We start from the raw sequence: 23,190 nt of genomic DNA on the forward strand, positions 1-23,190 counted from the left end.
AGGATTGAAACCGGAGGCCGCGGCCACCCCCGGCATGTCGGTCATCGGTCGTGCGGACGGCGAAACGGGGCCGAGCGCCGCACTCGGCCGCTACCGGGCGCGCGACGGGAGCGACGGCGCGCCCGTTCGGGTCGACTGCTCGCGGCCCCACGCCGCCTGCGTCGTCGGGAAACGGGGGAGCGGGAAGTCGAACACGCTCGCGGTGCTCGCGGAGGAGTTGGCCGCCGTCGGCGGGGTGGTGCCGGTCGTCGTGGACCCGATGGGTGCGTTCCACGGCCTCCGCGCGGCCGGCGCGCGCGTCGTCGACCCCCGGGTTCGGGCCGACGCGGTGCCGGCCCGCGAGTGGCCCGCGCTCGTCGGACTGGACCCCGTTTCCGGCGCCGGGAGCCTCGTCTGGACCGCCGCGGACGAACGCGAGACGCTCGCCGGGATGCGCGAGCGCGTGGCGGCCGCCGACGCTGACCCGGACCTCCGGCGCGCGGCCGGGAACCACCTGGCACGCGCGGCCTCGTGGGACATCTTCGGCCCCGGGGGGCACGATGCGCCGTGCGGGGCGACGGTACTGGACCTCGCGGGCGCGCCGCCGCGGGCCGCCAACGCCGTCGTCCGCGCGGTCGCCACGGGGCTGTACGACCGCCGCGTCGCGGGCGAGGGACCGCTCCCGTGGCTCCTCGTCGACGAGGCGCACGCGTTCATCGACGGTGTCGCGGCGGCGGCCATCGACCGCCTGCTGACCCGGGGGCGAGCGCCCGGCGTGTCGGTCGTCCTCGCCACCCAGCGGCCCGACGCGCTCCCGGCGACGGCCGTCTCGCAGGCAGACCTGTTCGTCGCCCACCGCCTGACCGGGCGAGCCGACACGGAGACGCTGGCCGGAGCGCGGGGCCAGTACGTCGACGGCGACGTGAGCGAGCGCCTGCCCGCGGGGGTGGGCGAGGCGCTGGTGTTCGACGACGCGACCGAACGCGCACACGGCGTCCGGGTCCGCGAGCGGACGACCCCCCACGGCGGCGACGGCCCGCGCGTCGGCGTGGAGTCGAAACCGACGAGTAGCGGCGGCTGAACCGACGGGTATGGACGCCCGCCGCGTCGAGACGCTGGGACTGGTCGCCGTCGGGGGGTTCGCGGGGGCCGTCGCCCGCCACGCCGTCGCGCTGGCGCTTCCAGGGGGGTTCCCGTGGGGGACGCTGGCCGCGAACGTCGCCGGAGCGTTCCTGCTCGGGGTGTTGCTGTACGAGAAGCGGCTCGTCGGGGTCGTCTCCGAGGAGACGCGGCTGGTCGCCGGCACCGGCTTCCTCTCGTCGTTCACCACCTACTCCACGTTCGCGCTGGAGACGAGTGGCCTCGGGCCGGAACTCGCCGTCGTGAACGTCGTCGCCACCTACGCGTTCGGCTTCCTCGCGGTGCTGGCCGGCCGCGCCGTCGCGGGGTGGGCGGCGTGATGGAACTCGTCGGCGTCGGGGGCGCGCTCGGCGCCCTCGCACGCCATCTCGTCGCCGAGCGCGTCGAGACGGCCACCTACGACACGCTCGCGGTGAACGCCCTCGGGAGCTTCCTTCTGGGTGTCGTTACAGCCGCTCCCCTTCCGGCAGATGTCGTGCTGGCGCTGGGAGCCGGGTTCTGTGGCGCGTTCACCACGTTCTCGTCGTTCGCGTTCGAGACGGTCCGGCTCGCTGAGGACGGGTTCGCTCGGCTCGCGGTTCGGAACGCGGTCGTGAATCTCGCGGCCGCGCTCGCGGCTGTCCTCGCTGGGCTGACGGTCGGCGGCCTGCTCTAGGAGTCGTCGAGCTGGCGCATCGCCACCTCGAAGTCGTCGGCGTCGAGTTCGGCGGTCGTCTCGTCGAGCTGGTCGCTGAGGTCGTCGAGTTCGGCGGTGAGTTCGGCGTACGCCTCGCTGTCGGCCAGTTCGCGGTCGCTCTTCTGGGACTCCAGTGCCGCTCGCTTCGACGCCAGCGAGAAGTACTCGCGGAGTTGACTGTCGTACGTCGACCGGGTGCGGAGCGACTCGACCGCCTCGATGAGGTCCTCCCGGCGGATGGGCTTGACGAGGTAGTTGTCGAACCCCATGTCGATGATGTCGAAGTCGGGCTCCACGGCCGTCACCATCGCCACCCGGCAGTTGTACCCCTGCTCGCGGATGCGTTCGAGCACCTCGTCGCCCGACAGATCCGGCATCAGCCGGTCGATGAGTGCGACGTCGACGGCGTCGTCGGCCTGCTCTAGCGCCTCCTCTCCCCCGTATGCCGTCCGGACGTCGTAGTCGTCAGACAGCCACGCGGCGTAGAGGTCCGCCAGGTCCGGCTCGTCGTCGATGACGAGAACTGTCAGCCGCTCCTCGCTCATGTGGTCTCCCCCCGTGGCTCCTGGGTCACAGGGGGTATGGATGCGGAGACAGTATGAGGCTTTGGGCTGATTTCCGGGCTGAGACATGCGGTGAACGCTCGGCGACCCGACAGCGAGGCGCTCATAGGGAACCGACGGAACGCGACGATGCACACGGTCGCTCTCCGGGTCGTGGGTTCGGAAGTCGAGAGCCACCGGCTCTGCAGGCGCGGACAGCAACGGGGTTGTCGTCGCGGGCAGGGACACTCGTCGCTGGCGCTCGGCGTTCGAGCGACCGAGACAGAAGCGCCCGAGGCGGGATTTGAACCGGAGCAGGACGTGCTCGCTCCCTTGCGGTCGCTGCGCGCGACCGGCAGGGTTCAAATCCCGCGAACCTCGCACACGGATTCTCGGGATAACCGCGGAGATGAAACTCCGCGAGGTGTGGGAATCCGAGAAGCGCCCGAGGCGGGATTTGAACCCGCGTCACGACCGTGACAGGGTCGTATGATGGGCCACTACACCACCCGGGCAAGCGCATCTCAGGGTAGCCGGGTGGTATTATTAAGGCTTTCCAAAGGCCGGCGGCGCGGTGTGCGATACCACGGGCACAAGAGTCTTGTAGGATACACGCGTCCGGGACGGTAGACGATGCGCCGCCGTCGCCGTGGCGGCGTGGTTCGAGGAGCCCCGCTAATCGCGTTTCGGAAGCGTTTTGTGCCGCCAGCGAGAACGAGGCTGTAGTATCTCGTGACAGCTTCTTTGCCCGGCCTGACGCACACATGGTAGACGTAAGCCAACACAACCTCGTCCCCGAACACCGCGTCATCGAGGAGGACGCCCTCGAGGCGGTGCTCGCGGAGTACGACATCGACCGTACAGACCTACCGAAAATCAAGCGGACGGACCCGGCGCTCCCCGACGACGCCGACGTGGGCGACGTCATCGAGATAACCCGGGACTCCCGCACGACCGACAGCGCGACCGTCTATCGACTGGTGATCGAGTAAATGGACCGAGACAACCGACGGGCGATCTCGCGGGAGTACTTCTCGCGTGACCGCCTCGCGGAGCACCACTTCCGCTCGTTCAACGCCTTCCTCGGGCGCGGGATGCAGCGAGTGGTCGACGAGAAGGAGAGCATCGAGACCGACATCGGCGACAAGGAGGGCCAAGAGCCCGTGCGCGTCGACCTGGGCAACGTCCGGGTCGAGACGCCCCGGGTCCGCGAGGCCGACGGCTCCGAGGAACTGCTGTATCCGCAGGAGGCCCGCCTCCGGAACATCACCTACTCCGCGCCGGTGTTCATGGAGATGACCATCGTTCGCGGCGGCGACGAGGAGGAGGAGCACATCGTCGACCAGTCCGAGACCAAAATCGGCCGCATGCCGGTGATGGTCGGCTCCGACAAATGCAACATCGCCGACTTCTCGGAGGAGGAACTCATCGAGATCGGCGAAGACCCCGCCGACCCCGGCGGCTACTTCATCGTCAACGGCTCCGAGCGGGTGCTGATGACCAGCGAGGACCTCGCGCCGAACAAGATTCTCGCCGAGTACGACACGAAGTACGGCGACGAGATTCAGGTCGCCAAGACGTTCTCCCAGCGCCGCGGCTACCGGGCGCTCGTACTCTGTGAGCGCAACCGCGACGGCATCCTCGAGGTGTCGTTCCCCTCCGTGTCGGGCTCCATCAACTTCGTGACGCTCGTGCGCGCGCTCGGGCTGGAGTCGGACGAGGAAATCGTCCACCGGGTGAGCGACGACCCCGAGGTCGTGAAGTTCATGCTGGAGAACCTGGAGGCCGCCGAGGTGCAGTCGACCAACGAGGCCATCGAGACGCTCGGGAAGCGCGTCGCCTCCGGCCAGGGGAAGAACTACCAGCTGAAACGCGCCAACTACGTCATCGACCGCTACCTCCTGCCGCATCTCCACGAGGAGGGCGTCGAGGACGAGGAGGTGCGGATGAACAAGGCGGTCTACCTCTGCCGGATGGCCGAGGCGTGTTTCGAACTCGCCTTGAACCGGCGGGAGGCCGACGACAAGGACCACTACGCGAACAAGCGGCTGAAGGTGTCGGGCGACCTGATGAAGGACCTGTTCCGCACGGCGCTGAACAAACTGGCCCGCGACGTGAAGTACCAACTCGAACGGGCCAACATGCGCAACCGGAACCTCTCGGTGTCGACGGTCGTCCGGTCGGACGTGCTGACCGAGCGGCTCGAACACCCCATCGCGACCGGGAACTGGGTCGGCGGCCGCTCGGGCGTCTCCCAACTCGTGGACCGCACCGACTACATGGGCGTTCTCTCGCACCTGCGGCGGCTCCGGTCGCCGCTCTCGCGCTCCCAGCCCCACTTCGAGGCGCGTGACCTCCACGCGACCCAGTGGGGTCGCATCTGTCCCTCCGAGACGCCGGAGGGGCCCAACTGTGGGCTGGTGAAGAACTTCGCGCAGGCGATGGAGCTGTCACAGAACGTCGAGGACGAGCAGGAACTGAAGCGAGAACTCGCCTCCATGGGCGTCAACGGCATCCCCGGCATCGAGACCGTCGATGCCCCCGCAGACGACTAACATGAGCAGTCAACGAGAATCCAAGGTCTACGTCAACGGGTCGCTCATCGGGACCCATCCGGAACCGCACGAACTCGCCCGCAACGTCCGCGAAGCGCGGCGCCGCGGCGAGGTCTCGGAGATGGTCAACGTCTCCGTCAAGGACGGCACCAACGAGGTCATCATCAACGCCGACGCCGGCCGCGCCCGGCGGCCGCTTTTGGTCGTCGAGGACGGCGAGACGCTCGTCTCCGACGACGAAATCGCGGCGGTCAAGGACGGCGACCTCTCCTTCGAGGACCTCGTCGACCGCGGCTACGTCGAGTTCATCGACGCCGAGGAGGAGGAGGACATCCTCGTCGGCGTCGACAAGGAGGAACTGACCGAGGACCACACCCACCTCGAGGTGGACCCACAGCTCATCTTCGGCATCGGTGCGGGGATGATTCCCTACCCCGAGCACAACGCCTCGCCCCGCATTACGATGGGCTCGGGGATGATCAAGCAGTCGCTCGGCCTGCCGGCGGCGAACTACCGCATCCGTCCGGACACGCGCCAGCATCTCCTGCATTACCCCCAGCTGTCGCTCGTCAAGACGCAGACGACCGAACAGATAGGCTACGACGAACGCCCGGCCGCCCAGAACTTCGTCGTCGCTGTCATGTCCTACGAGGGGTTCAACATCGAGGACGCCCTCGTCCTGAACGGGGGGAGCGTGGACCGCGCGCTCGCCCGCTCGCACTTCTTCCGCACCTACGAGGGCGAGGAGCGCCGCTACCCCGGCGGCCAGGAGGACCGCTTCGAGATTCCCGAGGACGACGTACGGGGCGCCCGCGGCGAGGACGCGTACAACCACCTCGACGAGGACGGCCTCGTCAACCCCGAGACGGAGGTCGGCGAGAACGACGTCCTGCTCGGGAAGACCTCCCCGCCCCGGTTCCTCGAGGAGCCGGACGACATGGGCGGCCTCTCCCCGCAGAAGCGCCGCGAGACCTCGGTGACGATGCGCTCGGGCGAGTCGGGCGTCGTCGACACCGTCACCCTGATGGAGGGCGAGGACGGCTCGAAGCTCTCGAAGGTCTCCGTGCGCGACCAGCGCGTTCCGGAACTCGGTGACAAGTTCGCCAGCCGGCACGGCCAGAAGGGCGTCGTCGGCCACATCGCCCCCCAGGAGGACATGCCCTTTACCGAGGAGGGCGTCGTGCCCGACCTCATCCTGAACCCGCACGCGCTCCCGTCGCGGATGACCGTCGGCCACATCCTCGAGATGCTCGGCGGCAAGGTCGGCTCGCTGGAGGGGCGGCGCGTCGACGGCACCGCCTTCACCGGCGAGGACGAGGAGGACCTCCGCGAGACGCTCGTCGACAACGGGTTCCAGTCGAACGGGAAGGAGGTCATGTACTCCGGCGTCACGGGCGAGAAGATCGAGGCCGAGATATTCGTCGGCGTCATCTTCTACCAGAAGCTGTACCACATGGTCTCGAACAAGATCCACGCTCGCTCGCGTGGCCCGGTGCAGGTGCTCACCCGGCAACCCACCGAGGGCCGCGCCCGCGAGGGTGGTCTGCGCGTCGGGGAGATGGAGCGCGACGTGCTCATCGGCCACGGCGCCGCGATGGCGCTGAAGGAGCGACTGCTCGACGAGTCCGACCGCGAGTTCATCCACGTCTGCGGGCAGTGTGGGATGACCGCCGTCGAGAACGTCGAGCAACGGCGCGTCTACTGTCCGAACTGCGAGGAGGAGACGGACGTCCACGAGGTGGAGATGAGCTACGCGTTCAAGCTCCTCCTGGACGAGATGAAGGCGCTGGGTATCGCCCCGCGCATCGAACTCACGGAGGCTGTCTGACATGCAGGGAGAAGCACCCAAACAGATCGGGTCGCTCAGCTTCGGGCTGATGGACCCCGAGGAGTACCGCGAGATGTCGGCCACGAAGGTCATCACGGCCGATACGTACGACGACGACGGCTTCCCCATTGACATGGGGCTGATGGACCCGCGGCTGGGCGTCATCGACCCCGGGCTGGAGTGCAAGACCTGCGGCAAGCACTCGGGGTCGTGTAACGGCCACTTCGGCCACATCGAACTCGCCGCGCCGGTCATCCACGTCGGGTTCTCGAAGCTCATCCGTCGGCTCCTGCGCGGCACCTGCCGCGAGTGCTCGCGCCTCTGTCTCACCGACGACGAGAAAAGCGAGTTCCGCGACCGGCTGACGACGACACGCCAGCTAGGTGAGGACCTCGGCGACGTGACGAAGGCCGCCATCCGGCAGGCCCGGAAGAAGGACCGCTGTCCCCACTGCGGCGAGAAGCAGTACGACATCCAGCACGAGAAGCCGACCACCTACTACGAGGTGCAGGAGGTCCTTTCGTCCGAATACTCCGAGACCATCGCCGCGGCGATGGAGGGTCGCCCCGTCGACGAGGAGGACGACACCGACCGCGAGCCGGTTGCACCCCAGGAGCTCGCAGAGGAGACGGGCATCGACGTCTCCCGCATCAACGAGATACTGTCGAGCGAGTTCCGGCCGACGAAGGAGGACCGGAAGAAACTGGAGAAGGCGCTCGACGTCGACCTCACCGAGGAGGACATGAACAAGCTGATGCCCTCGGACATCCGCGACTGGTTCGAGGACATCCCGGACGAGGACATCGAGGTGCTGGGCATCGACGCCAGCAAGTCCCGGCCCGAGTGGATCATCCTGACCGTCCTCCCCGTGCCGCCGGTGACCGCTCGCCCCTCGATTACGCTGGACAACGGCCAGCGTAGCGAGGACGACCTCACCCACAAGCTGGTCGACATCATCCGCATCAACCAGCGGTTCATGGAGAACCGCGAGGCTGGCGCCCCACAGCTCATCATCGAGGACCTCTGGGAACTGCTCCAGTACCACGTCACGACGTTCATGGACAACGAAATTTCGGGGACGCCGCCGGCCCGCCACCGCTCCGGTCGGCCGCTGAAGACGCTCTCCCAGCGGCTGAAGGGGAAGGAGGGCCGCTTCCGCGGGTCGCTGTCGGGCAAGCGCGTCAACTTCTCGGCGCGGACCGTCATCTCGCCGGACCCGACGCTGTCGCTGAACGAGGTCGGCGTGCCCGACCGCGTGGCGACCGAGATGACCCAGACGATGAACGTCAACGAGCGGAACCTCGACGACGCCCGCCGCTACGTGGCGAACGGCCCCGAACAGCATCCGGGCGCCAACTACGTGCGCCGCCCGGACGGCCGCCGGCTGAAGGTGACCGAGAAGAACTGCGAGGAGTTGGCCGAGAAGGTCGACCCCGGCTGGGAGGTCAGCCGCCACCTCATCGACGGCGACATCGTCATCTTCAACCGCCAGCCGTCGCTTCACCGGATGTCCATCATGGCCCACGAGGTGGTCGTGATGCCGTACAAGACGTTCCGGCTGAACACGACGGTGTGTCCGCCGTACAACGCCGACTTCGACGGCGACGAGATGAACATGCACGCGCTCCAGAACGAGGAGGCGCGTGCCGAGGCGCGCGTGCTGATGCGCGTCCAGGAGCAGATTCTCAGCCCGCGGTTCGGCGAGAACATCATCGGCGCCATCCAGGACCACATCTCGGGGACGTATCTGCTGACCCACGAGAACCCCGAGTTCAACGAGACGCAGGCGCTGGACCTGCTCCGGGCGACGAGCATCGACGAACTGCCCGAGCCCGACGGCGAAGACGACGACGGGAAGGCGTACTGGACCGGCCGGTCGGTGTTCTCGGAGCTGTTGCCCGACGACCTCACCGTCGAGTTCGACTCCTCGACGGGCGACCACGTCGTCATCGAGGACGGACGGCTCGTCGAGGGCACCATCGACGAGGACGCCGTCGGCGCGTTCGGCGGCGAAATCGTCGACACCATCGCCAAGAACTACTCGAACACGCGGGCCCGCGTGTTCGTCAACGAGGTGGCGACGCTGGCGATGCGTGCCATCATGCACTTCGGCTTCTCCATCGGCATCGACGACGAGTCGGTCGACGAGAAGGCCGAGGCCCAGATAGACGAGGCCATCGACAACGCCTACGAGCGGGTCCAGAAGCTCATCGAGACGTACGAGAAGGGCGAACTCGAATCGCTCCCGGGGCGGACGCTCGACGAGACGCTGGAGATGAAGATAATGCAGACGCTCGGGAAGGCCCGCGACTCCGCGGGCGACATCGCCGACGACCACTTCACCGACGACAACCCGGCGGTCATCATGGCCCGGTCGGGCGCGCGTGGGTCGATGCTGAACCTCACGCAGATGGCCGGCTGTGTCGGCCAGCAGGCGGTGCGTGGCGAGCGCATCAACCGCGGCTACGAGGACCGCACCCTCTCGCACTTCCGGAAGGACGACCTCTCGGCGGACGCACACGGCTTCGTCGAGTCCTCCTACCGGACCGGCCTCTCGCCGAAGGAGTTCTTCTTCCACGCGATGGGCGGCCGCGAGGGGCTCGTCGACACGGCAGTCCGGACCTCGAAGTCCGGCTACCTCCAGCGCCGGCTCATCAACGCCCTCTCCGAACTCGAGACGCAGTACGACGGGACGGTGCGGGACACCTCCGACACCGTCGTCCAGTTCGAGTTCGGCGAGGACGGCACCTCGCCGGTGAACGTCTCCTCGCACGCCGACAACGACATCGACGTCGACCAGATAGCCGACCGCATCCTCGAAGCGGAGTTCGACAGCGACGACGAGAAGGCGGAGTTCGTCGGGCGCAAGGAGCCGACGACGAACATCTCCGAACACCAGGACAGCTGGACCGTCGAGGGGCTGACGACGGAGGTGGAGTCCGATGACTGACGTGAACGACGACATCCGCGCCGTCGTCGAGGACACCGAACTGCCGAAGCGCCTGCGCGAGCAGGTGTACGACGTCGTCGCCGCCCGCGACGAAGCCGTGAGTGTCGAGGAGGCCGCCGAAATCGCCGAAGCGACCGAGTCGCGCTATCTGGAGACCCGCATCGACCCGCTGGACCCCGTCGGCACCGTCTCCGCACAGTCCATCGGCGAACCAGGGACCCAGATGACGATGAACACGTTCCACTACGCCGGCGTCGCCGAAATCGACGTGACCCAGGGCCTGCCGCGGCTCATCGAGCTAGTGGACGCCCGCAAGACGCCGGACACGCCGACGATGCGCGTGGCCCTCGACGACGAGTACGCCACCGAACGGGAGCGTGCCCACGAGGTCGTCTGGCAGATAGAGGCGACGAAAATCCTCGCGCTGGGCGACGTGTCCACGAACGTCGCGGACATGATCGTCACCATCGACCTCAACGAGGACACCCTGCTGGAGCGGTGGCCGACGGTCGAGAACCTCGACGAGATAGCCGGCGAAATCGCCGACGCCATCGAGTCGAACCTCGGCGTCGAGACGTCCCGGCCCGACGAGACGGTCATCGAGTTCGGCCCCGACCAGCCGTCGTATCGGGAACTGCTCCAGTTGGTCGAAGAACTGCGCGACATCGTGTTCAAGGGAATCGAGGACATCACCCGCGTCGTCATCCGGAAGGAGGAGCTCGACGACGGGAGCGAGGAGTTCGTCCTCTACACCGAGGGCTCCGCGTTCGGCGACGTGCTCGACATCGAGGGCGTCGACGCCTCGCGGACCACCTGCAACAACATCCACGAAATCCACCGCAACCTCGGCATCGAGGCGGCCCGCGAGGCGATCATCGACGAGACGATGAACACCCTCGAGGAGCAGGGGCTCGACGACGTGAACGTCCGGCACCTGATGCTGGTCGCGGACATCATGACGAACCGTGGCGAGATCGAATCCATCGGCCGCCACGGCATCTCGGGCAACAAGCAGTCGGTGCTGGCGCGTGCCGCCTTCGAGGTGACGGTCAACCACCTGCTCGACGCGGCCATCCACGGCGAGGTCGACGACCTCGACGGCGTCACGGAGAACGTCATCGTCGGCAAGCCTATCAAGCTCGGCACCGGCGACGTGGACCTGCGGATGGGCTCCTCGCCCAGCCGCCCGGAGAGCGCGGACGACTAGATGATTCGCCTCTCGGACGAGGCACGACAACACCTCGCCGTGTTCGAGGACACGACCGGCGTCGCGGCACGCGACTGCGTGCTGGACGACGACCGCGCCGTGTTCGTCGTGCCGCCCGAGGGGATGGCCGACGCCATCGGTCCCGGCGGCCGCACCGTCTCGAACCTCGAAGAGCGGCTGGGCTCGCGGGTCGAACTCGTCGAGGACGCCGACGACCCCGGCGCGTTCGTGGCGAACGCGCTCCGTCCCGCCGCGGTGTACGAGGTGACCGTCCGCGAGCGGGAGACCGACGACGGGACCGAGCGGGTCGCGTACGCGGAGGTCGACGCCGACGACTTCGGCGCGGCCATCGGCGCCGGCGGGCAGAACGTGGCGATGGCCGAGCGGCTCGCGGCCCGCCACCACGCAGTCGACGACGTGGAACTCGTTCCCGACCCCGACTCCTGTCTCGACCGCGTGGCGGCGGCGACCGGCGTCGAACCGGTCGACGCGCTGTTCGACGCCGTCGACGAGCGGCTACTCGTGTTGGTGCCCAGCGGCACCGTCGAGGATGTCCGGGACGCGACCGACCGGCTCCGGGGGGAGTTGGGGTGGCCGGTCGAGGTCGTCGAGTACGGCGGGACGGCCGCGGAACTGGTCGCCAACGCCTTCGCGCCGGCGACGGTCCACAACGTGACGGTCAGCGAGAGCGGGGTCGCCTACGCGGAGGTGGCCGACGACGAGCGCGGACTCGCCATCGGCACGGGCGGGCGACGAATCAGGCGGGCACGACTGCTCGCACAGCGGTACTACGGCGTCGACGACGTGGAACTGGCCTAGCGGAGCGCCTGCTGGATGCCGCTCCACAGGATGGCGACGACCCCGACGGCGACGATGAGGAAGGCGATGCTCCAGACCATCCCGACGAACACGCCGAGGAACTCGTTGTCGGGGAACAGCGGCGGGGCCGCCAACCCCATGATGACGAGAACGGCGACGAGGACGACGCTCTTGAGGAAGAAGCCGCTCTTGAATATCTCCGTGGGGCCGCCGCCATCCGTCGCGGCAGTTTCTGACATACCCGCCAGTTTTGCCACCGACCATATGAACCTTTGTGGATTCGTCCGCGGTGGGAACATCTCACACGCCGCAAACGGGCGGGAGGCGGCCGCTCGCGCCGGCGCGTCGTGACGGGCGAAAAGGGATGCTTAAGTGCCTCCGTCGGGAATGGGAGCGTACTATGGCGAACGGCAAGTACGCCGCGCGCAAGCTCAAGAAGGACCGCCAGAAACACCGGTGGTCCGACTCCGATTACGCGCGACGCGCCCGCGGGCTCGGCAAGAAGTCCGACCCGCTGGAGGGTGCGCCGCAGGGGCGCGGCATCGTACTCGAGAAGGTCGGTATCGAAGCGAAACAGCCCAACTCCGCGATCCGGAAATGCGTCCGGGTCCAGCTCATCAAGAACGGGAAGCAGGTCACCGCCTTCTGTCCGGGTGACGGCGCCATCTCGTTCATCGACGAGCACGACGAGGTCACCATCGCCGGCATCGGTGGCGCGAAGGGTCGCGCCATGGGTGACCTCTCGGGCGTGAACTACAAGGTCGAGAAGGTGAACGGCGTCTCCCTGATCGAACTCGTCCGCGGAAACGCGGAGAAGCCGGTGCGCTAACATGTCGGAGGAGGAAGCCCCCGAGCCGGACGCCCCGGCCTCGACGGACGACGAGCGCGTCTCCGCCCAGCTGTTCGGCGAGTGGAGCGTCGACGACATCGAGTACAGCGACCCGTCGACGCGGCGGTACATCACCGTCACGCCCATCGCACACACCCAGGGTCGCCACGCGAGCAAGCAGTTCAAGAAGTCGGAAATAAGCATCGTCGAGCGGCTCATCAACCGTCTGATGCAGACCGAGGAGAACACCGGCAAGAAACAGCAGGCGACCCGCATCGTCCGGGACGCGTTCGAGCAGGTCCACGAGCGCACCGACGAGAACCCGGTGCAGGTGCTCGTCACCGCCGTGGAGAACGCCGGCCCGCGCGAGGAGACCGTCCGCCTGAAGTACGGTGGCATCTCCGTGCCCAAAGCGGTGGACGTGGCGCCCCAGCGCCGCGTCGACCAGGCGCTGAAGTTCCTCGCCGAGGGCGTGCAGGGTGCGTCGTTCAAGACGCCCACGCCCGCGGCGGAGGCGCTGGCCAACCAGCTCGTCGGCGCCGCCAACTACGACGTCGGCACCTACGCCGTCAACCAGAAGGAAGAGAAGGAGCGCGTCGCGGCCGCCGCGCGATAATCTCTCGGCAGTTTCTCCCCGTCTTCGACCGTCGCGGAGCGGCGCCGCCGGTCGAGCGGCCCCCCGAACTCACTCCGCGGTCGCGGCTGACGTGTCGACCCCGCGGGTGCCACTGGCCCGCCAGCCGGCGTAGCCGAGCAGGGCCATCCCCGCGGCGTAGACGGCGGTGGGGAGCCAGAAGCCGACGTCGAGGACGGTGATGGCGCCGCCGAGAAGCGGCGCGAGCAGCAGGAGCGCGCCCGCGCCGCGGTCGATTCTCCGGTCGTCACGGAGGAGCGCGACGCCGTACAGGCCGACGCCGAGGCCGGCGACGCCGACGGTCACGAGCGCGAGCAGGGCGAACAGCCCCGCCACGATGCCCGCGAGCGGGCCGACGCCGGCGTCGAACGCGAACAGGCCGGCGTAGCCGACGAACGCGCCGACGAGCCCGAACAGCGTAATCCGGCGACCCCACAGCCGGAGCCCCGACTCCGCGCCGGCACGCACGAACAGCAGGGCGACGTGGGTGGCGATTCCCGCGAGCGTCAGCCCCGGAGCGACCGTGTTCCGGAGGCTCTGGGGATCCGTCAACGCCGGGTCGAACTGGTAGGCGTCCGGGACGGGCACCATCGCCTGTATCGCCGTGCTCGCGAGGAGCGCCACGCTCCCGACGACGGCCGCCGCGCCGACGAGCCGCGGGCGGTCGCGGAGCATCAGCCGTCCGCCTCCCCGAGCGCGACCACCGTTCGGTCTGTCGTCAGGAACGCGCTCCCCGCGGAGAGCGCCGGCGCGGGCACCCGCCGCGAGGCGGTGAACGCCCACCCGCCCTGCCCGCGCTCGCGGGAGAGCGACTGGAGCGCGAACTCGGCCTCCGGGCCCTCGCCGGCGGGCATCGACACGAGCGGCCCGCCGTCCGAGGCGGCGTCGACCGACCCCTCGCCGAGATAGACACACCAGCGCGGCTCCGGTTCGTCGCCGCGATTCAGGGCGAACAGCGCGTCCGGCCCCTCGCCGACGAGTTCGACGGCGTACAGCGAGTCGGCCGTGGCGACAGGCGCGTCGTAGCCGCGGCCACCCCCGCGCTCGAACTGCCAGCGCTCGCGGCCGTCGCCGGTCGCGTACGCGAACAGGCCGTCGTAGCTCCCGACAAGGACGTCCTCGGCGACGACCGGGAGCGAGTCGACGCCGCCGCTTCCGGCGGTCCACCGCGTCTCGCCCGCCTCGGAGACCGCACCGAGGCCGGCGGCCGTCGCGTAGACGGAGCCGTCGGCGAGCGCCGGCCGGCTTACGGGGCCGTCGAACGGCACGCGCCACCGCACGCTCCCGTCCACCGGGTCGAGCGCGAGCAGTTCGCCCGCCGTCGGGAGGTAGACGGCCTCGCCGACGACGGCGGCGGCAGTGGCCGCGTGGTCGGCCGTCCAGACCGTCTCGCCGTCGGCGACCAGCGCGGTCCCCCCGTCGCCGGCGACGACGACGCCGTCGTCGGTGACGGTCGGGGGCCCCGCGGCCGGGCCGGTCCCGACCGCGACCGACCATCGGCGGGTGCCGTCACGGGCGTCGAGCGCGTGGAGCGTGCCGCCCCCGTCGACGACGTGGACGACGCCGCCGGCGAGGCTGGGCGCGCTGGCGCGGGCCTCACCCGGCAGGTCGACAGCCCACGCCACCGCGGGGTCCGCCGGCGGCGCGGCACCGGCGACGACGCCGGTGTTGCGAGCGTTCCCGCGGTACGTCGGCCAGTCGACGGTCGGGTCGGGGACGGTGCCGCCCGTGTCGCCCGGCCCGACGACCCGCGAGGGCGTGGGCCGGTCGTCGGCCGGGCACGAGGAGGAACAGCCGGCGACCGCGACGGGGAGCATCGCCGCGCCGGCCCGAAGCGCGTCGCGTCTGGAGAGCACAGCCATGTCGGCGAGTCGACGCTCCCACTACGAGTGTTTTCCGCCGGTAGGAGGGCAGTCCCACGCGTCGACGTGGTCCCGCACGGCCGTCTCGAAGCCGGTGAGCGTCTCGCCGGTCGCCCGACGCGGCGGTCGTGGGCCGCTGGCGCGCGTGGGTCGGACGTACAGTGAAGGCCGCTCGACCCGAAGCGGGGGCGTGGACAGCGACGACCTTCGGGCCCGGCTCCAGCGGTTCGGCGGCACGGCCGACGAGCGGCGTGCCGTCGCCCGGCAGGCCCGCGACCTCGCGGACGAGGGACGCTACGAGCGGGACGCCGGCCGCCCGCTGACGGCGGCGCTCGTCGCCGCCGAACTGGCCGACGCGCCCGACGGCGGCCCCGCCGACCGGTGGAACTGGTGGCTCGGCGCGCTCGAACTCGCGTACGGCGGCTACGCCGCGTTCCAGGTGCGCCGCTGGCGCGAGTAGCGGCGACGTTCGAACAGCGACGGGTGCCGCGACCGTAACGTTCATATCATGCCACGCGTTACCATATGACGAGTGAGGTGGTCCCCCTACACCGTACCGAACCCACATCCCACGGCCGTTGAACCGTCCTGAACTGCTGTCCTGTGTACCTGCTCCGGGCCGCCACTCGCGTCGCGGCGACAACGTTGATGGGGCTTCCGTTCGACCGTTTTCCCGCATGAAGAAGGTCCTCGCGAGCATCGGCATCGGCAACGCCACCGTAGACACCGTCCTCCCCTCCGAGACGGTCACGCCCGGCGAGTCCGTCGACGCGACGGTCCACATCGAGGGCGGCGACGCCGAACAGGCCGTCGACCGCATCGAACTCGAGTTGGAGACGCGCTATCTCACCGACGACGGCTACCGGGAGGGGACGGTCGACCGACTCGTCCTCTCCGAAGGACTCGACATCGAACCGGACACCTCCGAGACCCGGGACGTGACGCTCGAGGTCCCGTATCACACGCCGGTCACGCTCGGGAACGTCCGCGTGTGGGTCGAGACGGAACTCGACATCTCGCTGGCCGTCGACCCCGAAGACACGGACCCGCTGGACGTCCAGCCGACCCCGCGGATGCAGGCGCTGTTCGACGCCGCCGAGCAGTTGGGGCTGTCGCTCCGGAGCGCCGACTGCGAGGCCGACCCGTACGGCCGGTACGTCGGCCGCCGGTTCTACCAGGAGTTCGAGTTCCGCCCCTCGGGCGGGCCGTTCGCCGGCGACCTCGACGAACTGGAGTTCGTCCCCGACCCCGGCCCGGACGCGCTCGACGTCTACGTCGAGGTGGACCGCCGCGGCGGCCTGCTGTCGGAGATGGCCGAGACCGACGAGTCGAAGACGTCGCTTTCCGTCACCGCGACGGACGCCGACAGGGTCGCCGACCAGTTGCGCGAGACCGTCGAGCGACACCTCTGAGCGTCAGCGGCTGTTGAGGCTCCCGCCGTCGACGACGACCGACTCGGCGGTGACGAACCCCGCGAGGTCGCTGGCGAGGAAGGTGCAGACGCCGGCGACCTCCGCCGGCCGGCCGAACCGGCGGAGCGGTATCGACGCCTTCAGGTCCTCGCCCTCGTCGGTGCCCACGAGCGCGTAGTCGTCGGTCGTCATCGCCGTCTCGATGACGCCCGGGTGGACGACGTTGACGCGGACGCCGTCCGGGCCGAGTTCCGCCGCCAGCGCGTAGGAGAACAGCGTGACGCCACCCTTCGACGCCGAGTAGGGAGCCAGCCCGCCGTAGCCGGTGATGCCGGCGATGCTGGAGACGTTGACGATGCTTCCGCCACCCTCGACCATCCGGAGCGCCGCCGCCTTCGAGCCGTGGACGACGCCGTCGAGGTTCACGGCCACGAGGTCCCGGTAGGCGTCCACGTCAAGGTCGACCACCGGGGTCTGTGGGCCGACGACGCCCGCGTTGTTCACCATCACGTCGATACCGCCGAACGCGTCGGCGGCCGCGACCGCCCGCTCGACGTCGTCGTAGTCGGTCACGTCGCAGTCGACGAACGCCGCCTCGCGGTCCGTCTCGCTCGCGACGAGTTCGTGGGTGGGCTCGCCACCCTCGCGTGGCGACTCCCGGACGTCGGCACACACGACATCGGCCCCGTGGGCCGCGAACTCGCGCGCGACGGCCCGCCCGATGCCGGACGCCGCGCCGGTGACGACTGCCGCACGGTCGGTGAGGAGTTCCGTCATGGAGCGGTAGCGTACCACATTGTCGGGCATAAGCGTGCCGCCGGGGGCGGCGAACCGACGAAGGGAAGGCGGCGGCGGAGCTACCGCGGATATGAAGCTCCGGCTGCTAGGTGGCGCCCGCGAGGTGGGCCGGAGCGCCGTCCTCGTCAACGACTCCCTGCTTCTGGACTACGGCATGAAGAACACCGAGCCGGCGGGCTGGCCCGTCGGCTCCGTCGACCCGGATGCGGTCGTCGTCTCCCACGGCCACCTCGACCACGTCGGCGGGCTTCCCGCACTGTTGTCGGGGCGCGAGCGCCCACCCATCCACTGGACGCCGCCGACCGCCGCGTTCGCTCGGATGCTCGCCCGCGACACGCTGAAACTGAAGGGCGGGACGATGCAGTGTCCGTTCACCGACGCCGAGGTCCACCGGCTCTCGGAGGTGTCGGTCACGCACGGCTACCGCGAGACGTTCGAGGCGGCCGGCCACGAGGTGACGCTGTTCGACGCCGGCCACATCCCCGGGAGCGCGCACGTCCTCGTCGACGACGGCGACACCCGGCTCCTCTACACGGGCGACTTCCACACGGACGACCAGCGCCTCGTCGCGGGGTCGACCGCCCGCCCCGAGGCGGACGCCGTGCTGTGTGAGTCGACGTACTCCGACGTGAGCCACGAGCCGCGCGACGAAGTGGAAGGGCGATTCGCCCGGACGCTCCGCGAGACCACGGTCCGGGGGGGAACGGCCGTCGTCCCGGCGTTCGCCATCGGCCGCACCCAGGAGGTGCTTCTGGTCTGTGCCGCCCACGATATCGACTGCTACGTCGACGGAATGGGCGTCGAGGTGCTGGAGTTGCTCCGGAACCACCCCGCGTTCGTCCGCGACCCCGAGGCGCTCCGGCGTGCCGCCTCGAACGCCCGCGAGGTGACTGGACGGGACGGCCAGCGGGAGCGCATCGCCGACCAGAACACCGTCGTCGTCACCACGAGCGGGATGCTCACCGGCGGGCCGGCGATGACGTACGTGCCGGCGATTCGCGGCTACCCGGGCAACCTCGTCGCCTTCTCCGGCTACCAGGTCGAGGGGACACCCGGCCGCGAGTTGCTCGAGACCGGGAGCGCCGAGATAGACGGCCGGCGGATGCCTGTCAGCGCCCGCGTCAAAGGGTTCGACTTCTCGGCCCACGCCGACCGCGCGGGGCTCCGGTCGTTCCTCGACTCGTATCGCGATGCCACGGTGCTCGTCAACCACGGCGACCGCTGTCCGGCGTTCGCCGACGAACTGCGCGGGGACGGCTACGACGCGAGCGCCCCCGAGGTGGGCGAGCGGATAGTCGTCTAGAAGACGCCGACGCCGTCCCCCACCTGGCTCTCGACGAACAGCTCGAACAGCGGCGTGTGCTCGACGACCCAGTCGCGGACCCCGCGCAGGCGCGGCGACTCGACGAACGTCACCGCGGCCTCTATTCGCGCGCTCCGCGTCACGCGGCGCACCTCGGGCCGGCGGCGCCGTTCGTACCGGGCCAGCGCCGTCTCGACGCGGCCGGCGGTGGCGAGTTCCTGGGCGAGCACGCGGGCGTCCTGTAACGCGAGCGACGCGCCCATCCCCGAGATGGGGTGGACGGCGTGGGCGGCGTCGCCGACGAGCGCGACCCGGTCGCGGTGCCACCGCTCGCAGGAGACGTCCCGCACCCGGTCGAAGAACGGCTCGTCGTCCGTCTCCAGCAGGTCGGGGAGTTTCCAGCCCACCGCGTCCGCGGCGTCCCGGAGGGCGTCGCGGGCCGGCGGCGCCGGCGGCGAATCGAGGCGGGCCGCGAGGTTGAACCCCACCCGGTCGCCGACGCGGGCGACGAACCCCTCGCTTCCCGGCCCCCAGACGCTCACCATGTCGGCGCCGACGTCCACGTCCTGCCGGGGCCACAGCGACCAGACGTAGGTGTCGTACTCCCGGCGGGTCCAGTCGTCGAAGCACCGCTCGCGCACCGTCGAGTGGACGCCGTCGGCCCCGACCACGAGGTCGAACGTCCCCGTCGACCCGTCGTCGAACGTGACGCGCACGTCGTCGCGCCGTTGCTCGATGCGGGTCGGTTCGGTCCCCATCCGGAGGCAGTCGTCGGGAACCGCCCCACGGAGCGCCGCGTGGAGGTCCGCGCGGTGGACGACCAGAAGCGACGTCTCGTCGGCAGGGAGCGACGCCCGCGCGAGCAGGCGACCGCCCTCCCCCCGGACCGCGAACGCCTCGGGGTCGGCCGCCCGGTCGCCCGCCGCGTCGAGGCAGTCGAGGTCCGCGAGCACGTCGAGGCCGCCCTCCCAGAGACCGATGCCGTAGCCGCTCTCGCGCCAGTCGGGAACCTGCTCCACGATGGTCGGTGGGGTCCCCTGTCGGGCGAGGTAGCCGCCGAGCGCAAGCCCCGCGAGCCCCCCACCGACGACGAGGACGTCCGTGTCGGCCGACATATTCGTGTCGGGCGACCGAACGGTATTAAATCTCATCGAGGAACTCGCGGACGGCACGCGCCTCGGCCTTCCGGAGCAGTTCGCCCGCCGTCGCCCGGGCGCAGTCAAGTTCGTCGGCCACGTCGTCGACGGAGCCGGTGCGGGGCACCTCGTAGTAGCCGGCGTCGACGGCCGCCGACAGCGCCGCCCGCTGGCGGTCGGTGAGCGCCGTCGTCTCCTCACGGCGGAACTCGCGGACCCGGACGATGCGGGCGTCGACCAGGTCGCTCAGCCGCTCGTGGAACGCGCTCAGGAACCGCGACTCGCCGACTGCCTCGAACCGCGCGGCCCCCGTATCGAGAAACGTCACCGGCGGGAGGAACGCGACGTTCGCCGCCCCGAGCAGTTCCATCAGCGCGTCCGCGAACTCGTAGCTCGTCTGCCGGACGAACGCGTACGTCCCGCCGTCGCCGGCGACGAGACTCGCCGTGGTGACGCTGTCGACGCCGTCGAGCACCGCCTCCATCGCCGCCCGGTCGCCGTCACACCACAGCAACGACGTGACGCTGGCCGTCGGCCCCCACGACACCAACTCAACCCGCGAGGCCGGGCCCCCGTCGGCTATCTGCCGGTGGACGGGGTGGGCCAACTCGGGGGGGTAGCTGACCGCGTACGTGACCCGCTTCACGGGGGAGGCACCGCCCCCGGATTCATAAAACGCCGCATTCGTTCGGGGCCAGCCCCACCAGCACCGCGCCCGTAGGCCGACGTATGACTGCCGACGTGACGACGGTAGCCGCCGCGAGGGGACGGGTCGCGTACGCGGAGTACGGCGACCCCGAGGGAGCGCCGCTGGTGCTGTTCCACGGCACCCCCGGGTCGCGGCTGTTCGGCGCAGTGTTCGACGACGCGGCCCGCGAACGGAATGTCAGGCTCCTGGTGCCGGACCGGCCGGGCTACGGGCGGTCCGCGCCGCGGCCCGACCGCACGCTCGCTGACACCGCCGCCTTCGTGGAGCCGGTGTTGGACGACGCGGGCGTCGACCGGGCTCGCGTCGCCGGCTTCTCCGGCGGCGGCCCCCACGCACTCGCGCTGGCGGCGACGGCCCCGGAGCGCGTGACGGGGGTCGAGTTGGTGTCGACCGCCGCGCCGCCGTCGCTCCACGACCGGCCCACTGCACAGCGACTCCTCCACGGGCTCGCGGCGTGGACGCCGCCGCTTCTGTCGGCGCTGTTGCGTGGGCAGGCGTGGCTCGCCGCCCGGGGCTCGCCGTCGCTGGTGGCCGGCCAGTACACTGACGACCCGGCGGCGCTCGACGACGCGACCGGGCGGGCGGTCCGCGAGGAGTTCCTGGAGGCGTTCGCCGACGGTACCACCGGTGCCGTCACCGAACTCGCCCTGCTGGGCGACGAGTGGGACCTGCCGCTCGACGCCGTCGACGCGCCGGTGCGACTGTGGCACGGCGACGACGACGAAAACGCCCCCCTGGAGGGGGCCCGGGCGCTCGCCCGACAGGTCGACGGCGAGGTGACCGTCCTCGACGGCGCGGACCACCTGACCGCGCTGTTAGACGCCCGCGACCGACTGCTCGACGCGGCGGCCGACCCGGCGAGCCGCGAGGCGGTGGCCGCGAAGGGAGGTGACTGAGATGGCCGTCGAGACGGGCGCCGCCCGGCGCGACGCGCTCCCGACCGAGGCGCTGGCCGACCGGGTGCCCGCCGCGGTCGTCGCCTGCGTCGCCCCCATCCTGCTGACCTCCGGGCTCATCGCCGTCTACGTCGCGGGCACGGGCGGCGGGGGCGAGCCCCCGCGGTGGGTCGTCGACGCCTCCTACGGCGTCGCCGCGCTGGCCGTCTTCGCCGCGGTGGCGCGGGCGCTCGACGGCCGCGAGTGGACGGCCGCCGTCCGGTTCGAGCGCCCCGGCCGGTGGGAACTCCTCGGCGTCGTCGTCGGAGTCCCGGTCGGCGTCGCCGGCTACCTCGCGGGGTCGACGCTGGGCGAACTGCTCGGGTTCTCGACGCAGGGGATGGGCTACTCGCTCGGGGACCCGCTGACGCTCGCGGCCGTCGTGTTCGGTGGCATCGTCGTCGCGCCGTTCGTCGAGGAGGTGCTGTTCCGGGGGCTCCTGCTCGGGAGCCTGTTGGGCCGCGGCCTCTCCCCGGTCGTCGCCGGAGGGCTGTCGGTCGCGCTGTTCGCGGCCGTCCACGTCGTCGCGCTCGGCCCCGCCGGCGTGCTCGCCATCGCGGGGTGGGCCGTCGTCCCGACCGCCCTGCGCCTGCGGTTCGACAGCCTCACCGGCGCGTACCTCGTCCACCTCTGTAACAACGTCTGGGCGTACGTCGTCGTGGTGGCGCTGGGTATCGCGTGAAACCGACAACCCGGTGTTCATTTAATTGACCGTAGCACGCCGGGGACAGCCCGAAACCCGTGGAGCGACAGGAACGGACGATGACAGCCAACGCGCGAACCGTCGCGGTGACGCTCGTCCTCGCGTGCGTCGTCGCGCTGTCGGTCGTCGGCCCGGCGGCGGCCGCCGACGCCGACGAGCGCCGCAACGGCACACAGGGAAGCGTCGATGCGACCGTCGAGGCGACCGACACCGACGAGAACTCCACGCTACTCGTCGTCCAGTCCGTCGAGAGCGGGCAGGGCGGCGGCTGGATGGTCGTCGACTGCGAGGGGTCGCTCACCAGCGGCCAGCACGCCTGCGACAAGGGCGGCGGGCTGACCGCGGGGCCCCTCGGCGTCGACTACGAGGGGAACAACTACGCCAACCCGACGGGGCTGTACGGCGGCGGGGGCGACGAGGTGACGGTCAGCGTGCAGAACCGGAGCGCCACCGGCGAGTTCGACTGCACGCTCCGGACGGACACCCTGCCCGCGCCCTGCACGGTCAACGGGTCCTCCTCGGAGGGGCCCGGCGTGTCGCTCCCCTGAAACCGGAACGACGAAGCGCGGCCCGCGCCTGAATCGGGCATGGAACTCGACCCGCCGGCGACGCTCCTTCTCGATTTCGACGGCGTCCTCTGCTGGCAACTCCCCCGTCTCTGCGAGCATCTCCACCGCGCGTACGGCGTCAGCGTCGCGCCCGCCGACATCACCGACTGGTCGTGGTCGGTGCCGGGCCACGACGTCCACGTCGGCGAGGTCATCGGCGACCTGATGGTCGAACGGCCGGAGTGGTTCCTCGACGGCGCCGAGCCGCTCCCCGGCGTCCGGGGCGGCATGCACGCGCTCTCGGAGGCGGGCTACGACCTCCACGTCGCCACCCACCGCATCCCCGAGACGCACGACATCTCGCGGGCGTGGCTCGACCGCCACGACCTGCCGTACGACCGCTTCATCGAGGACGTCCCCCGCGACAAGGGCGCGCTCCCGGGCGACGCGCTGGTCGACGACTACCACGGCAACGTGGCGGACGCCCTCGACGCGGGGAAGGAAGGCGTGCTGTTCCGCCAGCCGTACTCGGAGCCGACCGCCTGCCCCGACGCCCGCGTCGTCGACTCGTGGCGCGACCTCCGGCGGCTGTTCGGCGTGTAGTCGGCGCGTTACTATTGTCGTC

25 protein-coding genes, 1 tRNA gene and 1 pseudogene are annotated in these 23,190 nt (G+C 70.3%); 19 read left to right on the plus strand and 8 right to left on the minus strand.

Annotated elements, in window-relative coordinates:
* Nucleotides 1–34: 34 nt before the first annotated feature.
* Genes NL112_RS04485 through NL112_RS04495 form a run of 3 tightly spaced genes read left to right on the plus strand, consistent with a single transcriptional unit; the run spans nt 35 to nt 1,774 of the window.
* The gene (locus NL112_RS04485) at nt 35–1,060 is read left to right on the plus strand and encodes an ATP-binding protein (RefSeq protein ID WP_255151435.1); all 1,026 of its coding nucleotides are present in this window, start codon (nt 35–37) and stop codon (nt 1,058–1,060) included.
* Nucleotides 1,061–1,070: 10 nt separating this feature from the next.
* On the plus strand, nt 1,071–1,439 hold the full coding sequence (locus NL112_RS04490) for a fluoride efflux transporter FluC (RefSeq protein ID WP_255151436.1): 369 nt from the start codon (nt 1,071–1,073) through the stop codon (nt 1,437–1,439).
* Nucleotides 1,439–1,774 (plus strand): fluoride efflux transporter FluC, encoded by a 336-nt coding sequence (locus NL112_RS04495; protein ID WP_255151437.1) that lies wholly within the window; start codon nt 1,439–1,441, stop codon nt 1,772–1,774. Before NL112_RS04490 ends, NL112_RS04495 begins: the two co-directional genes overlap by 1 nt.
* On the opposite strand, the gene NL112_RS04500 is transcribed toward NL112_RS04495, so the two are convergent.
* A complete protein-coding gene (locus NL112_RS04500) occupies nt 1,771–2,340 on the minus strand; it encodes a HalX domain-containing protein (RefSeq protein WP_255151438.1) in 570 nt (189 codons plus the stop codon). The two genes, NL112_RS04495 and NL112_RS04500, sit on opposite strands and share 4 nt — an antisense overlap.
* Before the next feature lie 439 nt (nt 2,341–2,779).
* Nucleotides 2,780–2,852: transfer RNA gene (locus NL112_RS04505), tRNA-Asp, on the minus strand.
* Nucleotides 2,853–3,101: 249 nt separating this feature from the next.
* Here NL112_RS04505 and NL112_RS04510 point away from each other — a divergent pair.
* The 7 genes and pseudogenes from NL112_RS04510 to NL112_RS23020 all read left to right on the plus strand — a co-directional run bounded on the left by NL112_RS04510 (nt 3,102) and on the right by NL112_RS23020 (nt 11,696).
* Nucleotides 3,102–3,329 carry a DNA-directed RNA polymerase subunit H gene (locus tag NL112_RS04510; protein WP_255151439.1) on the plus strand — a complete coding sequence of 76 codons (228 nt, stop codon included), beginning with the start codon at nt 3,102–3,104 and terminating at the stop codon, nt 3,327–3,329.
* Nucleotides 3,330–4,892: a DNA-directed RNA polymerase subunit B'' gene (locus NL112_RS04515; protein ID WP_255151440.1), complete on the plus strand. Its 1,563-nt coding sequence runs from the start codon at nt 3,330–3,332 to the stop codon at nt 4,890–4,892.
* 1 nt (nt 4,893) lies between these two features.
* Nucleotides 4,894–6,720 carry a DNA-directed RNA polymerase subunit B gene (gene rpoB, locus NL112_RS04520; RefSeq protein ID WP_255151441.1) on the plus strand — a complete coding sequence of 609 codons (1,827 nt, stop codon included), beginning with the start codon at nt 4,894–4,896 and terminating at the stop codon, nt 6,718–6,720.
* Between the two features lies 1 nt (nt 6,721).
* The gene (locus NL112_RS04525) at nt 6,722–9,670 is read left to right on the plus strand and encodes a DNA-directed RNA polymerase subunit A' (RefSeq protein WP_255151442.1); all 2,949 of its coding nucleotides are present in this window, start codon (nt 6,722–6,724) and stop codon (nt 9,668–9,670) included.
* Entirely contained in the window at nt 9,663–10,877 is a 1,215-nt protein-coding gene (gene rpoA2 / locus NL112_RS04530) for a DNA-directed RNA polymerase subunit A'' (protein WP_255151443.1), read from the plus strand. Before NL112_RS04525 ends, rpoA2 begins: the two co-directional genes overlap by 8 nt.
* Nucleotides 10,878–11,306: pseudogene (locus NL112_RS04535) on the plus strand (NusA-like transcription termination signal-binding factor); the annotation flags it as partial.
* A 99-nt stretch (nt 11,307–11,405) separates the two neighbouring features.
* Nucleotides 11,406–11,696 carry a hypothetical protein gene (locus tag NL112_RS23020; RefSeq protein WP_491543652.1) on the plus strand — a complete coding sequence of 97 codons (291 nt, stop codon included), beginning with the start codon at nt 11,406–11,408 and terminating at the stop codon, nt 11,694–11,696.
* Here the strand turns inward: NL112_RS23020 and NL112_RS04540 are convergent.
* Nucleotides 11,693–11,935: a hypothetical protein gene (locus NL112_RS04540; protein ID WP_255151444.1), complete on the minus strand. Its 243-nt coding sequence runs from the start codon at nt 11,933–11,935 to the stop codon at nt 11,693–11,695. The two genes, NL112_RS23020 and NL112_RS04540, sit on opposite strands and share 4 nt — an antisense overlap.
* Nucleotides 11,936–12,096: 161 nt before the next feature.
* On the opposite strand from NL112_RS04540, the gene NL112_RS04545 reads away from it, so the two are divergent.
* Nucleotides 12,097–12,525 carry a 30S ribosomal protein S12 gene (locus NL112_RS04545; protein WP_178289723.1) on the plus strand — a complete coding sequence of 143 codons (429 nt, stop codon included), beginning with the start codon at nt 12,097–12,099 and terminating at the stop codon, nt 12,523–12,525.
* Between the two features lies 1 nt (nt 12,526).
* Entirely contained in the window at nt 12,527–13,141 is a 615-nt protein-coding gene (locus NL112_RS04550; protein WP_255151445.1) for a 30S ribosomal protein S7, read from the plus strand.
* 69 nt (nt 13,142–13,210) lie between these two features.
* On the opposite strand, the gene NL112_RS04555 is transcribed toward NL112_RS04550, so the two are convergent.
* Together NL112_RS04555 and NL112_RS04560 are read right to left on the minus strand one after the other, a co-directional pair.
* On the minus strand, nt 13,211–13,834 hold the full coding sequence (locus NL112_RS04555) for a hypothetical protein (protein ID WP_255151446.1): 624 nt from the start codon (nt 13,832–13,834) through the stop codon (nt 13,211–13,213).
* Nucleotides 13,834–15,021 (minus strand): outer membrane protein assembly factor BamB family protein, encoded by a 1,188-nt coding sequence (locus NL112_RS04560; protein WP_255151447.1) that lies wholly within the window; start codon nt 15,019–15,021, stop codon nt 13,834–13,836. Before NL112_RS04560 ends, NL112_RS04555 begins: the two co-directional genes overlap by 1 nt.
* On the opposite strand from NL112_RS04560, the gene NL112_RS23025 reads away from it, so the two are divergent.
* Together NL112_RS23025 and NL112_RS04570 are read left to right on the plus strand one after the other, a co-directional pair.
* A complete protein-coding gene (locus NL112_RS23025) occupies nt 15,020–15,481 on the plus strand; it encodes a WNWW family protein (RefSeq protein ID WP_491543647.1) in 462 nt (153 codons plus the stop codon). The genes NL112_RS04560 and NL112_RS23025 overlap by 2 nt on opposite strands.
* A 217-nt stretch (nt 15,482–15,698) precedes the next feature.
* Nucleotides 15,699–16,433, plus strand: a complete 735-nt coding sequence (locus NL112_RS04570; RefSeq protein WP_255151449.1) for a sporulation protein — start codon at nt 15,699–15,701, stop codon at nt 16,431–16,433.
* Between the two features lie 3 nt (nt 16,434–16,436).
* Here NL112_RS04570 and NL112_RS04575 read toward each other — a convergent pair whose 3' ends face one another.
* Nucleotides 16,437–17,210, minus strand: coding sequence for an SDR family oxidoreductase (locus NL112_RS04575; RefSeq protein WP_255151450.1), 774 nt, complete (start codon nt 17,208–17,210; stop codon nt 16,437–16,439).
* Nucleotides 17,211–17,301: 91 nt separating this feature from the next.
* Here NL112_RS04575 and NL112_RS04580 point away from each other — a divergent pair, with 91 nt between their 5' ends.
* Nucleotides 17,302–18,534 (plus strand): MBL fold metallo-hydrolase, encoded by a 1,233-nt coding sequence (locus NL112_RS04580; protein ID WP_255151451.1) that lies wholly within the window; start codon nt 17,302–17,304, stop codon nt 18,532–18,534.
* On the opposite strand, the gene NL112_RS04585 is transcribed toward NL112_RS04580, so the two are convergent.
* Nucleotides 18,531–19,649 carry an FAD-dependent oxidoreductase gene (locus NL112_RS04585; RefSeq protein ID WP_255151452.1) on the minus strand — a complete coding sequence of 373 codons (1,119 nt, stop codon included), beginning with the start codon at nt 19,647–19,649 and terminating at the stop codon, nt 18,531–18,533. The two genes, NL112_RS04580 and NL112_RS04585, sit on opposite strands and share 4 nt — an antisense overlap.
* Nucleotides 19,650–19,674: 25 nt before the next feature.
* Complete coding sequence (locus NL112_RS04590) at nt 19,675–20,316, minus strand: helix-turn-helix domain-containing protein (RefSeq protein ID WP_255151453.1); 642 nt, start codon at nt 20,314–20,316, stop codon at nt 19,675–19,677.
* An 83-nt stretch (nt 20,317–20,399) separates the two neighbouring features.
* On the opposite strand from NL112_RS04590, the gene NL112_RS04595 reads away from it, so the two are divergent.
* From NL112_RS04595 to NL112_RS04610, 4 genes are all read left to right on the plus strand, one after another.
* Nucleotides 20,400–21,275, plus strand: coding sequence for an alpha/beta fold hydrolase (locus NL112_RS04595; RefSeq protein ID WP_255151454.1), 876 nt, complete (start codon nt 20,400–20,402; stop codon nt 21,273–21,275).
* Between the two features lies 1 nt (nt 21,276).
* Complete coding sequence (locus tag NL112_RS04600; RefSeq protein WP_255151455.1) at nt 21,277–21,996, plus strand: CPBP family intramembrane glutamic endopeptidase; 720 nt, start codon at nt 21,277–21,279, stop codon at nt 21,994–21,996.
* Between the two features lie 80 nt (nt 21,997–22,076).
* The gene (locus NL112_RS04605) at nt 22,077–22,565 is read left to right on the plus strand and encodes a hypothetical protein (protein WP_255151456.1); all 489 of its coding nucleotides are present in this window, start codon (nt 22,077–22,079) and stop codon (nt 22,563–22,565) included.
* A 39-nt stretch (nt 22,566–22,604) separates the two neighbouring features.
* On the plus strand, nt 22,605–23,168 hold the full coding sequence (locus NL112_RS04610; protein ID WP_255151457.1) for a 5' nucleotidase, NT5C type: 564 nt from the start codon (nt 22,605–22,607) through the stop codon (nt 23,166–23,168).
* Nucleotides 23,169–23,190 lie beyond the last annotated feature (22 nt).

Origin of the sequence: Halorarius halobius, from assembly GCF_024298865.1 — an archaeon.
Lineage (GTDB): Archaea > Halobacteriota > Halobacteria > Halobacteriales > Haloarculaceae > Halorarius > Halorarius halobius.

Excerpts from the sequence above, each read along its gene's own strand:
- NL112_RS04500 (WP_255151438.1), bottom strand. The coding sequence starts at position 2,340 with ATGAGCGAGGAGCGGCTGACAGTTCTCGTCATCGACGACGAGCCGGAC.
- NL112_RS04525 (WP_255151442.1), top strand. The coding sequence starts at position 6,722 with ATGCAGGGAGAAGCACCCAAACAGATCGGGTCGCTCAGCTTCGGGCTG.
- rpoB (WP_255151441.1), top strand. The coding sequence starts at position 4,894 with ATGAGCAGTCAACGAGAATCCAAGGTCTACGTCAACGGGTCGCTCATC.
- NL112_RS04515 (WP_255151440.1), top strand. The coding sequence starts at position 3,330 with ATGGACCGAGACAACCGACGGGCGATCTCGCGGGAGTACTTCTCGCGT.
- NL112_RS04555 (WP_255151446.1), bottom strand. The coding sequence starts at position 13,834 with ATGCTCCGCGACCGCCCGCGGCTCGTCGGCGCGGCGGCCGTCGTCGGG.
- NL112_RS04575 (WP_255151450.1), bottom strand. The coding sequence starts at position 17,210 with ATGACGGAACTCCTCACCGACCGTGCGGCAGTCGTCACCGGCGCGGCG.
- NL112_RS04495 (WP_255151437.1), top strand. The coding sequence starts at position 1,439 with ATGGAACTCGTCGGCGTCGGGGGCGCGCTCGGCGCCCTCGCACGCCAT.
- NL112_RS04585 (WP_255151452.1), bottom strand. The coding sequence starts at position 19,649 with ATGTCGGCCGACACGGACGTCCTCGTCGTCGGTGGGGGGCTCGCGGGG.
- NL112_RS04570 (WP_255151449.1), top strand. The coding sequence starts at position 15,699 with ATGAAGAAGGTCCTCGCGAGCATCGGCATCGGCAACGCCACCGTAGAC.
- NL112_RS04490 (WP_255151436.1), top strand. The coding sequence starts at position 1,071 with ATGGACGCCCGCCGCGTCGAGACGCTGGGACTGGTCGCCGTCGGGGGG.
- NL112_RS04510 (WP_255151439.1), top strand. The coding sequence starts at position 3,102 with ATGGTAGACGTAAGCCAACACAACCTCGTCCCCGAACACCGCGTCATC.
- NL112_RS23025 (WP_491543647.1), top strand. The coding sequence starts at position 15,020 with ATGTCGGCGAGTCGACGCTCCCACTACGAGTGTTTTCCGCCGGTAGGA.
- NL112_RS04550 (WP_255151445.1), top strand. The coding sequence starts at position 12,527 with ATGTCGGAGGAGGAAGCCCCCGAGCCGGACGCCCCGGCCTCGACGGAC.
- NL112_RS04600 (WP_255151455.1), top strand. The coding sequence starts at position 21,277 with ATGGCCGTCGAGACGGGCGCCGCCCGGCGCGACGCGCTCCCGACCGAG.
- NL112_RS04540 (WP_255151444.1), bottom strand. The coding sequence starts at position 11,935 with ATGTCAGAAACTGCCGCGACGGATGGCGGCGGCCCCACGGAGATATTC.
- NL112_RS04610 (WP_255151457.1), top strand. The coding sequence starts at position 22,605 with ATGGAACTCGACCCGCCGGCGACGCTCCTTCTCGATTTCGACGGCGTC.
- NL112_RS04560 (WP_255151447.1), bottom strand. The coding sequence starts at position 15,021 with ATGGCTGTGCTCTCCAGACGCGACGCGCTTCGGGCCGGCGCGGCGATG.
- NL112_RS04605 (WP_255151456.1), top strand. The coding sequence starts at position 22,077 with ATGACAGCCAACGCGCGAACCGTCGCGGTGACGCTCGTCCTCGCGTGC.
- NL112_RS04595 (WP_255151454.1), top strand. The coding sequence starts at position 20,400 with ATGACTGCCGACGTGACGACGGTAGCCGCCGCGAGGGGACGGGTCGCG.
- rpoA2 (WP_255151443.1), top strand. The coding sequence starts at position 9,663 with ATGACTGACGTGAACGACGACATCCGCGCCGTCGTCGAGGACACCGAA.
- NL112_RS04580 (WP_255151451.1), top strand. The coding sequence starts at position 17,302 with ATGAAGCTCCGGCTGCTAGGTGGCGCCCGCGAGGTGGGCCGGAGCGCC.
- NL112_RS04485 (WP_255151435.1), top strand. The coding sequence starts at position 35 with ATGTCGGTCATCGGTCGTGCGGACGGCGAAACGGGGCCGAGCGCCGCA.
- NL112_RS04545 (WP_178289723.1), top strand. The coding sequence starts at position 12,097 with ATGGCGAACGGCAAGTACGCCGCGCGCAAGCTCAAGAAGGACCGCCAG.